This is a genomic window from Pseudoflavonifractor sp. An176 (assembly GCF_002160435.1).
GTDB classification, from domain to species: Bacteria; Bacillota; Clostridia; order Oscillospirales; family Oscillospiraceae; genus Enterenecus; species Enterenecus faecium.
In genome coordinates this window covers 1-14221 of record NZ_NFKO01000041.1, presented here as the reverse complement: position 1 = coordinate 14221, position 14221 = coordinate 1, and the positions used below count along the sequence as shown (strand labels likewise).

The 14221-nt window shown below is 61.2% G+C and carries 13 protein-coding genes; 4 read left to right on the top strand and 9 right to left on the bottom strand.

From position 1 onward, the window contains the following. Window positions 1-212: 212 nt before the first annotated feature. Window positions 213-1994, bottom strand: a complete 1782-nt coding sequence (locus B5F12_RS10820; RefSeq protein WP_143482385.1) for a M23 family metallopeptidase — start codon at window positions 1992-1994, stop codon at window positions 213-215. A gap of 300 nt (window positions 1995-2294) precedes the next feature. On the opposite strand from B5F12_RS10820, the gene B5F12_RS10815 reads away from it, so the two are divergent. Next, entirely contained in the window at window positions 2295-3110 is an 816-nt protein-coding gene (locus B5F12_RS10815) for a Cof-type HAD-IIB family hydrolase (protein WP_087234274.1), read from the top strand. Window positions 3111-3152: 42 nt separating this feature from the next. Here B5F12_RS10815 and B5F12_RS10810 read toward each other — a convergent pair whose 3' ends face one another. From B5F12_RS10810 to lspA, 7 genes are all read right to left on the bottom strand, one after another. Then, entirely contained in the window at window positions 3153-3734 is a 582-nt protein-coding gene (locus B5F12_RS10810; RefSeq protein ID WP_087234272.1) for a hydrolase, read from the bottom strand. Between the two features lie 929 nt (window positions 3735-4663). Beyond that, the gene (locus B5F12_RS10805) at window positions 4664-6427 is read right to left on the bottom strand and encodes a hypothetical protein (RefSeq protein ID WP_087234270.1); all 1764 of its coding nucleotides are present in this window, start codon (window positions 6425-6427) and stop codon (window positions 4664-4666) included. Beyond that, a complete protein-coding gene (locus B5F12_RS10800; protein ID WP_087234268.1) occupies window positions 6402-7304 on the bottom strand; it encodes an ABC transporter ATP-binding protein in 903 nt (300 codons plus the stop codon). Before B5F12_RS10800 ends, B5F12_RS10805 begins: the two co-directional genes overlap by 26 nt. Further along, window positions 7301-7666, bottom strand: a complete 366-nt coding sequence (locus tag B5F12_RS10795; protein WP_087234266.1) for a GntR family transcriptional regulator — start codon at window positions 7664-7666, stop codon at window positions 7301-7303. Before B5F12_RS10795 ends, B5F12_RS10800 begins: the two co-directional genes overlap by 4 nt. 610 nt (window positions 7667-8276) lie before the next feature. Beyond that, complete coding sequence (locus B5F12_RS10790; protein WP_343286320.1) at window positions 8277-9227, bottom strand: L-lactate dehydrogenase; 951 nt, start codon at window positions 9225-9227, stop codon at window positions 8277-8279. A 28-nt stretch (window positions 9228-9255) separates the two neighbouring features. Next, window positions 9256-10173 (bottom strand): RluA family pseudouridine synthase, encoded by a 918-nt coding sequence (locus tag B5F12_RS10785; protein WP_087234262.1) that lies wholly within the window; start codon window positions 10171-10173, stop codon window positions 9256-9258. Continuing rightward, complete coding sequence (gene lspA / locus B5F12_RS10780) at window positions 10139-10639, bottom strand: signal peptidase II (protein WP_087234260.1); 501 nt, start codon at window positions 10637-10639, stop codon at window positions 10139-10141. Before lspA ends, B5F12_RS10785 begins: the two co-directional genes overlap by 35 nt. 183 nt (window positions 10640-10822) lie before the next feature. On the opposite strand from lspA, the gene B5F12_RS10775 reads away from it, so the two are divergent. The 3 genes from B5F12_RS10775 to B5F12_RS12295 are packed head-to-tail and all read left to right on the top strand — an operon-like array spanning window position 10823 to window position 13857. After that, window positions 10823-12334, top strand: coding sequence for a spore germination protein (locus B5F12_RS10775; protein ID WP_087234258.1), 1512 nt, complete (start codon window positions 10823-10825; stop codon window positions 12332-12334). Next, the gene (locus B5F12_RS10770) at window positions 12331-12891 is read left to right on the top strand and encodes a hypothetical protein (protein WP_087234256.1); all 561 of its coding nucleotides are present in this window, start codon (window positions 12331-12333) and stop codon (window positions 12889-12891) included. The genes B5F12_RS10775 and B5F12_RS10770 overlap by 4 nt, the downstream gene beginning before the upstream one ends. Window positions 12892-12894: 3 nt before the next feature. After that, complete coding sequence (locus tag B5F12_RS12295; protein WP_087234254.1) at window positions 12895-13857, top strand: hypothetical protein; 963 nt, start codon at window positions 12895-12897, stop codon at window positions 13855-13857. Between the two features lie 156 nt (window positions 13858-14013). On the opposite strand, the gene B5F12_RS12060 is transcribed toward B5F12_RS12295, so the two are convergent. After that, window positions 14014-14221 (bottom strand): hypothetical protein (locus tag B5F12_RS12060; RefSeq protein ID WP_204221563.1); only part of this gene is annotated, 208 nt, incomplete at its 5' end.

Here is a 14221-nt window from a genome sequence, read left to right as displayed (position 1 = left end):
GTACCCCAAGGGGGGTCCTTAGGGGGGAACGCCCTAAGCGGGTTTTGGTTTCTTTTGCCCGCTCAAAAGAAACCCCCAGCGGGAAGCGTCCCCACCAGGCTGGCAAGCCTGATACGAAAAAAAGAGAAGGACGCACCTTCTTGAGCTTGCTTCCGGTAGGGAGGCACAAAAAAGCGTGCTGTGAGGGGTTCTCACAGCACGCTTTGCATGTCTTACAGGTAATTCTCAGGATCGACGCTCTTGCCGTTCACACGCACCTCGAAGTGGCAGTGATAGCCGGTAGCGGTGCCGGTCATGCCCACCCGGGCGATGGCCTGGCCCTGATACACCTTGTCCCCGGCGTTGACCAGCAGGGAAGAGCAGTGGGCGTAGTAGGTGACGGTGCCGTCGTCATGGGTGATGATGACGGTCTGGCCGTAGCTGCCACGCCAACCGGCGAAGGTGACGGTGCCGCCGTCAGCAGCAGAGATCTGGGTGCCATAGGGAGCGGCAATATCCAGACCGGAGTGGAAGGAAGTGCTGCCGAAGATATTACGGTAACCGAACCGAGAGGTAATGGTACCGGACAGAGGCCAGATGAAGGAACCGGTGGAAGCGGTGGCAGGCTTCTCCTTGGTGCCCTGGTACATGTAAGTGGTGGTGGCCTCCTGCACGGTGGTGCGGGACACCTCTTCCCGCTGGGTCTCCTGGCCGTTGATGCAGGTGATGCGGGCCTCGATCTTCTCCACGCCGTCCTGGCCAGCGGCCTTCAGGCGGGTGGTACCCTCATACAGGTTGGGGTTGTCCACGTACTCCACGGGGCTCTGGATGGTCTCCTCATAGGTCTCGGTGACCACCGTCTCCACGGTGAGCATGGGCACAGCCTGCTTCACCAGCAGCTGATCGCCCGCGGTGAGCTGGCTGCTGTCGGCGTCGGGGTTGAGAGCCTGGAGCTCGTCGCCGGTGAGGCCGGCGGCCTCGGCAATGCGGTTAAAGGTATCGCCACGCTCCACAGTGACGTACTCCGCCTCCTCCTTGTTGCCGGAGAGGGTGGACTGGAGGGTGTCGGGGGTAAACTGGGTGTTGGAGGGCACCTCCACCTCGTAGATCTCTACGTCCTGGGTGAAGTGGTGCTCCACGGTCTGCTCATTGAGGTAGGGCTCGGTGACGTTGTCCAGCATGGTCTGCAGCTCTTCGCTGGTCTGGGCGTAGCCCAGCTCCTGGCCGTCCACGGACACGGCGTAGGCGTTCATCATGGCCCCGGTGTCCTCAAACAGGGCGTCCTCCACAGCCCGGGCGTTGGTCTGGGTACCGGCGTCCAGGTAGGTGGGAGCCAAAGTGATCTCAGCGTCGTAGCTGTACTCCTCGCCCAGCACGCTGGCCACGCGGGTCTCCACGTTGCCCACGATGCTGCTCAGCTCTTCCTCGCTGGAGACCACGCCCACTTCCTCGCCGTTGACATAGGCCACATAGGCCTTGGTGTACATGCCATTAAAAGCCACAGCGCCGATGCCGACGCACAGCAGAGTGATATACAGAAGGGGAGAGACGGGGTGACGGTCCACACGGACTCGCACGCGGCTGGCCACAACGCCGGCCTTCTCCCAGTTCTCCTTGCCCCACTCGGAGGCTTTATCCCAGTTCTTACGGGCGGAGCGGTAGGAGCTGACACCAGCCACACGGGCCAGGTCGGAACAGACCATGGCGGCGCTGGCGGCCTTCTCCTTGCACACCTGGGCAGCGGGGGCAGCCTTGGCCTTGCAAGCGGCGACAGCCGGAGCCATCTTAGCGGCGACCGGGGCCATCTTGGCCTTGCAGGCGGCACGGGTGACCCGGGCCTTGGCCTTGTACTCGGCGGCCACGGAGCCAGCGCTGAGCTTCCACAGGTAAGTGGTAGCCTTGGCTCGGTGGGCGGCGCCCTTCAGGTGGTGCTTCACCTGCTGGGCGGCATTGCCGGAAACACGGCGAAGGGATGCCATTGAATTGTGTACGCGGTCCAGATGCCAGTTCCTCACGGAACGTCCCTCCCAAGTTCGAATTGGTAACAAATAAATTTCAATAGTTACAAATCAGTTACAAGTCATATCCTACACGCTTTTTCTCTTCCCGTCAAGGGTTTTTTGTGTCAAATTCGGACTTGAATTTGATTTATACCTTCCGCGCAAGAAAAAATTATGGTAAAAATTCAACCTCTTTCGGGGGAAAAATCTGCTTTCTGGCAGAATCAGGGCCAAATTGACCGGGGTTGACAAGTTTGGGTGGGGGGCGATAAAATTGTGGAAAATAAGACGCGAATGACAAGGAGGCCAATACCCATGGGCAAGTTTGACGGGGTTTTGCTCTACACTGATTACGACGACACCTTATATAATCAACACCTCACGGTGTCGGAGGAGAATCACCGGGCCATCCGGTACTTTATGCAGGAGGGCGGACGGTTTTCCATCGCCACCGGCCGGGCCAAGCGCACCTTTGCTCCCCAGATTGAAAAGGAACACCTGGAGTTCAACGCCCCGGTGGTGGTGTCCAACGGGGCGGGAATCTATGACTTCCAGGCGGGGCGGTATGTGAAAGAGAGCCAGCTGCCCCACAAGGCCCGGGAGCACATGGGCCAGCTGTGCGCCCAGTACCCGGACCTGTCCTTTGAGGCCTACCACGGGGAGGAGATCTACGTCTATAACCCCAACGTGGTCACGCTGAAACACCTCAACCGGGTGGGAGTGCCGTACCAGGAGTGTGGGGTGGACCAGATGCCCACTCCCTGGACCAAGGTGATTGTGGAGCAGGACCACCCCATGTTGGTCCAGGCCCAGGACTATCTCCTCTCCCACTGGGGGGAGGACTACGAGGTGATCTTCTCCAACCCCTATCTGTTGGAGGTCACCGCCAAGGGGGCCAACAAGGGCACCATGGTGGCCTATGTGGCCAAGCTGCTGGGGATTAAACCGGAGAACGTGTACTGCATGGGGGACAATCAAAACGACATCCCCATGCTGGAGGTGTCCGCCATTCCCTTTGCTCCAGCCAACTGCGCCCAGCCGGTGAAGGACTGGGGGGCGAGGCTGGTGGGCCACACCGACGACCACGCGGTGGCCCAGGTCATTGAGATTTTGGACGGTATCTATCAATAATAAGGAGAGCCCCGGCTGCCATGTGGCAGCCGGGGCTGATTTTTAGGATTTTTCCAGGAAGTAGGACGCCTCCATGTCGGCGGTGGCCAGAGCGAAGGCCAGGGGGAACTGCTGGAAGGCCTGACCCACCAGGCGGTTGTCCTCGGTGCCGGAGAAGCCCATGTGCCAGCGGATGGCCATGGCCTCCTCCCGGGAAAGGCGCATGAAGCCGGAGATGATGTACACCGATTTCTCCCCGTGGCCGTAGGGGAGCTTGTCCTCAAAGAAGAAGGTGGGCACCTTCTCCCACTGGCCTGTGGCGTCGTTTTTTACATTGCGGGTGCCCGCTTTGTAGCAACCAATTTTGCACAGGTCGTGGAGCAGGGCCACGATGGCCACCGACTCCATGGGGTAGTCCAGCCCGTACACCTCCCGGGTGCGGGGCCGGGCCAGATAGTCCTCCAGGCAGCGGAACACATTCACCGAGTGCTCACACAGCCCACCCACATAGGAGCCGTGGAAGCGGGCGGAGGCGGGGGCGGTGAAAAAGTCGCTCTTATTTAAAAGGTAGTCCAGCAGCTCGGCGGAACCCTCCCGGTGAATATGAGTTTGAAAAATCTCCAGAAATTCTTCCTTGGGTGTCATGGCGTGGCCCTCCTCCGGGTGTTGTGTCACAGCACAATTTATGATATTCTGTCTTTGGTGCTACCAGCATCGGTAGGCGGTGACGCCCCCTTATACATAAACGGGGGGTGCTTCTTAGTCCCCCCGGAAAGGGGGGATGACTGATGAATTATGTGACGTATTCGGATTTGATTCAAATCGGCATTTTGATTGTCAGTCTTTTTGTCCTGTTTCAAGGCAATAAAAAGAAGTAACCGCCCTGCTTCCCGGCTTGCGGTTACTTCTTAAGCAGCTTGGGGGCTAGCCGTCTGCCGGTAGCACCCTTATCTATTTGCATTGTACTCCAGCCCCGGGGAAATGTCAACCAGACATGTTCCCGGGGCTGATTTCTTAAGTTGATGTTTTGTAGTGTGCTACTATAGCACGTTGTGGATGATATTTTGATTCACGGGCGTGCGCTAAACGGGGCTGATTTTGTGGAGTATTAGCACCCTGATTCCTGCAATACCTTATCTATTTGTGCTTTACTCCATCTATTTGTATTTTGCTCCGGCCCCGGAAAAATGTCAACGAATACATTTGGGGGCTGGATCAGTTGTCACAGCGTAGGATATGTGGTATTCTGTCTTTGGTGCTACCAGCATCGGTAGGCGGTGACGCCCCCTTATACATAAACGGGGGGTGCTTCTTGGCCCCCTGGAAAGGGGGGCTGGCTGATGAATTATGTGACATACTCTGATTTGATTCAGATTGGCATTTTGATTGTCAGTTTTCTTGTCTTGTTGCAAGGTAAAAAGAAGTAACCGCCCTGCCTCCAAGCGTGCGGTTACTTCTTAACCAAAACCACGGGGGCTAGCCGTCTGCCGGTAGCACCCTTATCTATGTGTATTTTACTCCAGCTCCGGGGAAATGTCAACCAGACATGTTCCCGGGGCTGCTTTTGTGGAGAATCAGTACCCCAATTCCTCCAATACCTTCAGGGTGTGCTCCGCGTGCTCGGTGAGGCACACATTAATATAGTGGATGTCGGAGGCAGCGGCGCCATAATAGGAAGCGCTGTTGACGTCAGGACTGATCCAGAGGAGGTCCAGGCGCATCACGATATTGTCGTACTCAAACAGACCGTGGGGCAGATTGCCCTCCTGAATATCCTGGAGGAGCGCCTTGTAGACTTTGCGGGCCTCCGAGGCGGATAGACTGGAGGAATCGACAGCATACTCCTCATACAGCTCTACGCCGGTGAGCCGATACCCGTTCTTCGCCATTTGCGGGAAGAGGTAGGACTGAAGCATCAGATCGCGGTTGTTGACGATCTCATGGGCCAGGTAGGTGATGGTGCCGGGCTGACTCTCCTCCTCCACGTACAGGGGCACGAGATAGGAGCGGGAAATCCGGGTCCCGTTGGCCAGGGTGTAGGAGAGGTCCAGGGTGGTGGAGGAATCACAGGACCAGTCGAAGTCGTTGGTGTCAAACTGGTCCACCAACTGCTGGTGGAGTTGGGTGACCAGGGAAATGGCCTCCGAGTCACTGGTGGAGATGTGCAGGAAGCTGGAGGCAGTGTCCCGGGGGAGGCTGTCCAGGCCCGAGATGGAGACAGATACCACATCGTCGGCATCCGGCACCCGGGTCTCGTACCCGGTGAGATCCAGCTGGATCACCCCGAACAGGGCGGCAAAGGACAGGGCCACGGCGCCCGCTCCCTTCCAGTACCGCAGCACCCGTACCGACTTGGTGAGGAACATCTGAGCCACGAAGCAGCCCGCTACACCCCAAAGGATAGCAGAAACCGCCAGACCCAGGGGGCCCAGGTTCAGCACGATGCGGGTAAAGGAGCCCAGGGCCAGGCCGGAGCAGAGGGCCACGCCGTAGCGGAACACCGGGCGCAGACCCGCCCAAATCACCACATCCCCGGCCCGCTCCATGGGCCGCTTGAGGTAGAGCAGCCAGGACCCCAGGGCCATGAGGACGCCCACCCCAGCGTATACGGCCACCACCAGGGGGTCAAATCCGTCCGGGGTAGCATGTTGGAAAAAGATGTTCCAGACAGGGGTGCACCACGCCACCCAGGCGGGCACGACGGAGACGTTGCCGGGATAGCCGTAGTAGAACTCCTGGAAGATGGCGGTGAGCAGCAGCCACACGCCCCCCACCAGGCCGTTGAAGATGGCGTAAAAGGCGGGCAGAGCCAGCAGATGCCCGGTGAGCATGCCGCACAGCATGGCGAAGGAGTAGAAAAACAGCAGCAGCCCCACGCCCATAGACATGCCCGGCCCAAAGACCTGGAATACGGTGGTGAAATCCTGGAGCTTCACCTGGTAGATTGCCATGGCGATGGCGGCCATGACCAGGAAGGGCACCACCAGCCACAGCAGGCCGGTGAGGTAGTGGGTGGCAAACATGGCGGTGCGCTTGGGGGGCAGGGCGGCGGTAAAGTTGGCCGAGCGGGTGGAGTACAGGTGGCTGCACACCGCCATAGCCACCAGCACCCCAAAGCCCACAGCCAGGAACAGGGGGACCCACTGGAAAACATACTTTACATTGTAGAGGATGTACTCTGGCGACTCCCAGGTATCGGGGAGGGGGCTGGGGGTGGTGATGGCCACAAAGGGGAGAAACATGGCCCAGATGACCGTATACAGAGCAATCAGGGGCCAAAACCGCAGGGTGAGCTGTTTGCCCAAGGTCCCATTATAAAACGATGTCCCGCACCGCATAGTCGTTCCCTCCCATCTCATAGATAAAGATCTCTTCCAAACTCAAAGGCAGCGCCTCCACAAACAGGGGGTGGATGGCCTCCACCTGCTGCTGTACCTCTTCCGCACGGCCCCGGACAATGTAGGTGTATACCCGGCCCAACTGGGACTGGTGGAGCACCTCCATTCCCTGGGGCAGCCCAGGCTGTACCCCGTCGGGGAAGGCCACCTGTAATTTTACGGTGGTGCCCTGGAGCTGGGACAGGGACCGCTCAATGACTACCTGCCCGTGGCTGAGAATACCCACGTGGTCGCACACGTCCTCCAGCTCCCGCAGGTTGTGGGAGGACACCAGCACCGTGGTGCCCCGCTCCGCCACGTCTCCCATCAGCAGGGACCACACCTGACGGCGCATCACCGGGTCCAGGCCGTCCACCGGCTCATCCAGCAGCAGATAGTCCGGGCAGCAGCTCATGGCCAGCCAGAAGGCCGCCTGTTTCTGCATACCTTTGGACATGCGACGGATGGGCCGCTTGGCGTCCACCGCGGGGAAGGCCTCCGCCAGCTTTTCAAACCGCTCCATGGAGAAGGTGGGGTACATGCCCCGGTAGAACTTCATCATCTCCCGCACCGAGGCAGAGCCGTAGTAGTACACATCGTCGGGAATCACCACCATGCGCTCCTTGATGGTGGGATTTTCGTATACGGGTTGGCCCTCAATGGTGATGACACCGCCGTCCGGGCGGTACACCCCGCACAGGTGGCGGAGAATGGTGGATTTGCCCGCCCCGTTGGGGCCCACCAGGCCGTAGATGGAGCCTTTGGGCACCGTCATGTCCAAATCGTTCAAAGCTAGAAATCCGTCAAAGGATTTGCTCACTGCTTTTGCCTCAATCATGGGGCTTCCTCCTTCCGTCCGCACGCCGCGGAAATCTCCTCATCGGTGACCCCCAGAAACCGCAGCTCCTGGACCACCTTGGATAGCTGGGCCAGCAATTCCTCCCGCCGTTTGTCCTCCACCTCGGAGCGGTCGGCGGCAAAGCTGCCTTTGCCGGGGATGGAGTACACGTACCCCTCCTGCTCCAACGCCTCGTAGGCTTTTTGAATGGTGTTGGGGTTGATGGCCAGCTGGGCCGCCATGGACCGCACCGAGGGCAGCTTATCCCCCGGGCGAATGGCCCCGGAGATCACCAGTTGCCGCAGCCCCTCCTTCACCTGTTCGTAGATGGGCCGCCCGTCTCGGTAGTTGAGATGTAACACCGCCTTCACCGCCTTTCTTAGCTGTATGAACTGTACTAGCTGTCATAGTACAGTTAGAGTATCACAGGGGGGATGCCTTGTCAAGGGGGAAACAAAAAGACCCCCTTATGCAAAGGGAGGGGGTGTCGGTCTAACCGCCCATGGTTCCGGCTTGCCAGCCTGGTGGGGACGCTACCCGCTGGGGGTTCCTTTTGAGCGGGCAAAAGGAACCAAAACCCGCTTAGGGCGTTCCCGCCGCCGGGAGCCAGATGTTCGTTAGCTGGGAACAGCGGCTCACCAGGGTAAGGCCCTGGAGGTAGAAGTTTATTTGCCATAGAGGCTGAAACTGACAATAGAATTGCCGTGCCATCCGTGTGACCTCACCAGGCTAAGGGCCGCAAAAAGGAGAACGCAGGGACACCCAGTACCGGCGGGGTGGATTCCACAAGGCGGGGGAAGGCCACGCCTTTGGCGGTCTTTGGTGACTTTCTGGCGGCAGAAAGTCACCCCAGCGGAGCGTCCCCACCGGGGGCGCAGGTCTGCGACTGAGAAATCGGAGAAGCAGAGGCTACCAAAAAAGAAACCGGGAATGCAAGTGTTCACCTGCATTCCCGGTTCTCGTTTGGAACTATTACAGATTGAGGTGCTCAATAACCTCCTGCAGCTGCTTGGCAGAGGCGTGCAGAGCGTTGGACTCCTCCTCGCTCAAGGGGATCTCCAGAATTTGCTCCACACCCCGGCGTCCCACAATGGAGGGGATGGACAGGCACAGGCCGTTGAGGCCGTACTGCCCGCCCAGGCACACGGACACAGGGAGCACCGACCGCTGGTCCTTGACGATGCACTCGGCAATGCGGGCCACCGCCATGGCGATGCCGTAGTAGGTGGCGCCTTTGCGCTGGATGATCTCGTAGGCGCTGTCCCGCACCCCCTCATAGATGCGCCGGGTGGCTCCGGCGTGGTCGTTGTGGCCCCGGAACTGGCAGAACCGCTCCAGGGGGACGCCGGAGACGTTGGCGCCGCTCCACACCGCCAGCTCGCTGTCCCCGTGCTCGCCGATGATGAAGGCGTGGACGTTGCGGCTGTCCACGTCCAGGTGCTGGCCCAGCAGGAACTTCAGCCGGGCGGTGTCCAGCACGGTGCCGGAGCCGAACACCCGGTGGGCGGGATAGCCGGAGATCTTCATGGCGGCGTAGGTGAGCACGTCCACGGGGTTGGACACGATCATCAGCATGCCCTCAAAGGGGCGGGCGGTGATCTGGGGGATGATGGTCTTGAGGATGCCCACGTTCTTGTCGATGAGGTCCAGGCGGGTCTCGCCGGGCTTCTGGTTGGCCCCGGCGGTGATGATCACCAGGGCGCAGTCGGACACGTCCTCATAGGTGCCGGCGTAAATCTCCATGGGGGAGAGGTAGGGCAGACCGTGGCTGAGGTCCATGGCCTCGCCCTCCGCCTTGTCGTGGTTGGCGTCAATGAGCACCATCTCGGAGAACAGCCCCTTCTGAATGAGGCTGAAGGCGATGGAGGCGCCCACGAAGCCGCAGCCGATGATGGCAACCTTGCGATGATTCATAGATATCATTCCTTTCTGGGTATGGATGGGGAAATGGTCAAGTTAAGTGTAGCCGCTGGAGGGTCTTGGTAAACCAGTCGGGCAGCGGGGCCTCCACCGTCATGCGCTCCCCGGTGGTGGGGTGGGTGAAGGTGAGACAGGCGGCGTGGAGACACTGGCCCACAAGGCCGGGGAACGGCTTCTTGGAGCCGTACACCTGGTCCCCCACCAGGGGGTGGCCGATGGAGGCCATGTGGACTCGAATCTGGTGGGTGCGTCCGGTCTCCAGTCGACAGGTGATGTGGGAGTAGCCGCCTTGGCTGTCCACCACCTGCCAGTGGGTGATGGCTTCACGGCCCTCGCCCGTGCGGCATACCGCCATGCGCTTCCGGTCCACCGGGTGCCGGGCCAGGGGGGCCTCCACCGTCCCCGACTCCTCCTTAAAACCTCCCACCACCACGGCGTGGTAGAGGCGGAACAGGGAGTGGTCCTGCAATTGCTCAGCCAGAGCCAGATGGGCCTTGTCGTTCTTGGCCACGATGAGCAGCCCCGAGGTGTCCCGGTCAATGCGGTGGACAATGCCCGGACGGCGCTCTCCGTTGATTCCAGAGAGTGATTCTTTGCAGTGATATAACAGAGCGTTGACGAGTGTGCCGTCTGGATGGCCCGGAGCGGGGTGTACCACCATGCCCACGGGCTTGTTCACCACCACCACGTCGTCGTCCTCGTAGACGATGTCCAGGGGGATGTCCTGGGGAACGAGGTCAATGTCCTGGGGCTGGGGCGGTGACACCAGCAGGGTGTCCCCCGGCTTGAGAGGGGCGTTCTTTTTCACGGGCTTGCCGTTTAAGATGACCCGGCCCTCCTCCATCCACTTCTGAGCTGCCGAGCGGGTGAGCCCGTCCACGGCGGCGGACAGCACCGCATCGGCCCGGCCCGGCTCAGTGACCGTCACCGGGAAGGTCGCAGCCAGCATGGGGGTCCACCTCCTTGGTGTCAGATTCCGGGTAGAAAAAGAGCACATAGATGAACAGGAGCACCACGCCCACGGTGATGTAGCAGTCGGCCAGGTTGAACACGGCGAAGTTCATAAAGGTGGTCTGGAACATGTCGGTGACGTAGCCCAGCACCACTCGGTCGATGAGGTTGCCGATGCCGCCGCACATCACCAGCATGGCGGCGGTGAGGCCCAGCCAGCCCTGGAACACCTTCCGGGCGGTGAGCACTGCCACGACGACCACCACCACGGCGGAGATGAGAATGAGAACCCAGGTGTGTTCCTTCAACATGGAGAAGGCGGCTCCGGTGTTGCGTACGAAGGTCAGGTCCAGCAGGTGGGGGATGAAGGGGATGGACTGGCCCAGGTCGATGCCCGTGCGCACCAGGTATTTCACCACTTGGTCTGCCACCAGCAGCACCAGGGCGATGATTGTGTAAATCATGGTATCACCTTTGTTCTAAATTTCCACACACAGCGTGGACTCTGTGGATATTCTACCACACCCCTGGGTGCTCGTCCAGTGTTTTCCTAGTAAAATGGTATGGTAAAGAGGGAATTGGAGGAAGTGTATAAAAGGGAGGGGAGGGCGGCATACTGGAATTTATGAAAGGGGGAATGCAATCCCATGGGACACCAACAAATACCGCCGCCCCACCCCCGAAGGGAGCCCCGGGTGACGGTGCCCCTCACCGCCGACGGCATCGCCCAGGTCTTTGAGGGGTGTGCCGATTTCGGGCGGCGCACCCTCTACCTGGGGGACGACCCTCAGCGGGCGGTGGAGATGCTCTACATTGTGGGACAGGTGCGCAACGAGCGGGCCAGTGACTACGTGCTCCGCCCCCTGACCCAGTGCAAGGACCTGGCGGAGGTGGCCACTCTGGACGAGGCCTACGACCGCATGGCCAAGGGGTGCCTGTACTCCCTGGCGGTGGAGGAGCGCACCACCGCCGACCAGGTGGTCTTTGACCTGGTCAACGGCTGGGTGGCCCTGTTTTTCCCGGGAAAAGACAAGGTGCTCACCCTCATGACCGCCACCGAGGAGAAGCGGTCCATCTCGCCCCCGGACAACGAGCCGGACGTGAAGGGGTCCATGGACTGCTTTGTGGAGTCCATCCGCACCAACACCTCCCTGGTGCGCCGCCGCCTCCGGGCCCCGGAGCTGCGCATCTGGGAGACCTTTGTGGGGCGGCAGTCGGTGACCCCGGTGGACGTTCTCTATATAAAAGGTATCACCGACCCCCAGCTGGCCCGCCAGGTGGAGGAGCAGGTGGCGGCCATCGACATTGACGCCATGCTCATGACGGGGAACCTGGAGCAGTATATGGTGGGGGAGGAGACTCGCACCCCCTTCCCCATGAGCCTGTACACCCAGCGGCCCGACCGCTTCTGTGCGGGGCTGGCCGAGGGGCGGGTGGGGGTGCTGGTGGACGGCATTCCCATGGGCTGGCTGTTCCCCGCCACCCTGGACAGCTTCTACCGCACGGGCCAGGACCGGAGCACCAGCTGGATGGTGGCCTCGGCCCTGTCGGTGCTGCGCTATCTGTGTATGCTGGTGACCCTGTTTTTGCCGGGGCTCTACGTGGCGGCGGTGCTCTACCACCCGGAGCTCATCCCGGTGAAGCTGATGCTGTCCATCATCTCCGCCAAGGCGGACGTGCCCTTTTCCACCCTGGCGGAGGTGCTGGTGATGCTCATCGCCTTTGAGGTGGTGCAGGAGGCGGGGCTGCGTCTGCCCGCCGCCATCGGGCAGACGGTGTCCATCCTGGGTGGCCTGGTGGTGGGAAGTGCGGCGGTGGAGGCCAAGCTGGTGTCCCCGGCGGTGCTGGTGATGGTGGCCATTGCGGGCATAGCCGGGTATACCGCCCCCAGCCAGGACTTCTCCGGGGCGCTGCGGCTGTGGCGGTTTGGCATCGCTTTGGCTGCCGGGGTGGCGGGACTGGTGGGCCTGGTGCTGGCGGGGATGGCCCTGGTGTACCACCTGGCCTCCCTGGAGAGCTTCGGGGTGGCCTATCTCACCCCCTTTGCCTCCTGCGGAGGCAGCGGGGAGCGGGGGCACGTGGTGTTCCGCCAGCCTCTGCCCTGGGTGAAGACCCGGCCCCGGTACCTCAATCCCCAGAACAGGAGGAATCAAGGTTGAAACGGATGTGGATGTTGGCCCTGTCTCTGGCCCTGGTGCTGTGCGGCTGCGCCCCCACCGCCCGGGAGCCGGACCAACTGGCCCTGGTGCGGGTGCTGGGGGTGGCGGGGTCCGGCCCGGTGGAGCTGACGGCGGTGTGCGGCCTGGACGAGGGGGAGGATACCCCCATCGGGGGAATCTGTGAGGGGGTGGACTTTGCCGCCGCCTTGGAACAAGCCCCCTGGTGTGCCAAGCAGGAGCTCACCCTCACCTCGGTGTCCTATCTGGTGGTGGGGGCAGACGTGGACCTCCATGAGGTGCTGGTCCAGGTGCTGGGGGACGAGGAACTGGGCTCCACCGCCACGGTGTGGGTGACCTTGGACCCGGTGGGCGAGGTGCTGGAGGGTTGCAGCGACCCGGAGGGGGACCTGACCCTCCTGACCAATCAGGGAATCAAGGCCCCCACGGTGGCGGCGGCGCTGGCCACCCTCACCACCCAGGGGCAAGTGGAGTTGCCCTGCGTGGGGCAGAGCGGTGGCCGCCTGGAACAGACCGGGTGGTGTAAGTGGGAGGAATGAGGCGTGAACACAGGCAAAGAGCTGTTCCTGCGCCAGGTGCTGGCGGCGGTGACCCTGGCGGGGCTGTCCCTGGCGGCGTCCCAGGCCGGTGTGGTGGACTGGGCATGGGGACTGGTGGGCACGGCGGCAGCGGTGCCTCTGCTGCGCTGGCTGATGCTGCGCCAGGGGGACAAGCCCCTGTGCCGGGGCGGATACGGCGTGGTCCTCCGGGGCATCTATTGCCTCTGGTCGGTGGTGGTCCTGGGCCATGTGCTGGTGCAGGCCGCCCGGCGGGTGGAGCTGGTGGGGGGCAGCCAAGGGGTGTCCGGCTGGCTGCTGCTGTTGCTGGCCCTGCCTGTGCTGTGGATGAGCTGGGGCAAGTGCGCCGCCTTCTTCCGGGGCGGGGAGATCTACTGGATGGTGCTGGTGGCTGCCCTGGTGGCAGTAGGGCTGCTGGCCCTCCCCCAGGTCACCGTGTCCTGCCTGTGGACCCGGCAGGGCAGCGGCTGGACCTCCGCCCTCATGGCGGCGGGCACCGTGGCTATGGCGGCGTGGGTGCTTCCCTATTTATATAAGGTATCCCCCCGTCAGCGGCAGGGCGGCCCGGTGGGGCGGTGGCTGCTGCTGGCGGGATTGCTGGGGGTGGCCCTGGCGGCCCTCACCCGGGGGGTATTGGGCAATGCGGCCGGAGAGCTGCCCCATCCCTTCTTTGTCACCACAGGAGTGATGGGGGAGAGCGCCCGTCTGGAGGGGCTGCTGTCCGCCCTGTGGCTCATCTGTGACCTGGTGTGGGCGGGACTGCTGGCCCGGGTATGGGGAGACGGGAAGGGCCCGGTACTGGGGGTGCTCCTGGGGATTGCGGTAGCCTTTACGGGATGGACGGAGATGCTACCTACGATGGTATGGCCCATAGGGAATCTGGCTTTGGCTGCCCTGTCTGCTCTGGTACCCAGGGGGGCGGAGGAAATAGTGGCAGAGGGGGAGTAAAACCACCATATCTGGGGCCTGAGGAAAAAGTTCGAAAAAACTCGAAAAAAGGCGAAGAAAAGTGTTGACAAGTGGGGATGGATTTGGTATATTAACTGAGCGCCTGACGCAGGGGCAACACCGGAACGGAAATCCAACAGGAAGTTGAGAAAAAGTTCAAAAAAGGTGTTGACAAGAGCGAAACGGCGTGATATGATATAAAAGTTCGAGCGAGCCGGTTGGATGACAGCACGAAAGAAAAACTTGAAAAAAGTTTGAAAAAGTGCTTGACAACCAAGAGCGAGCCTGATATAATAAGGCTCCGCTTGTTTGAGCGGTTTGTACCTTGTAAATTAAACAATGAGAAACACGAAAAGCACCAGAA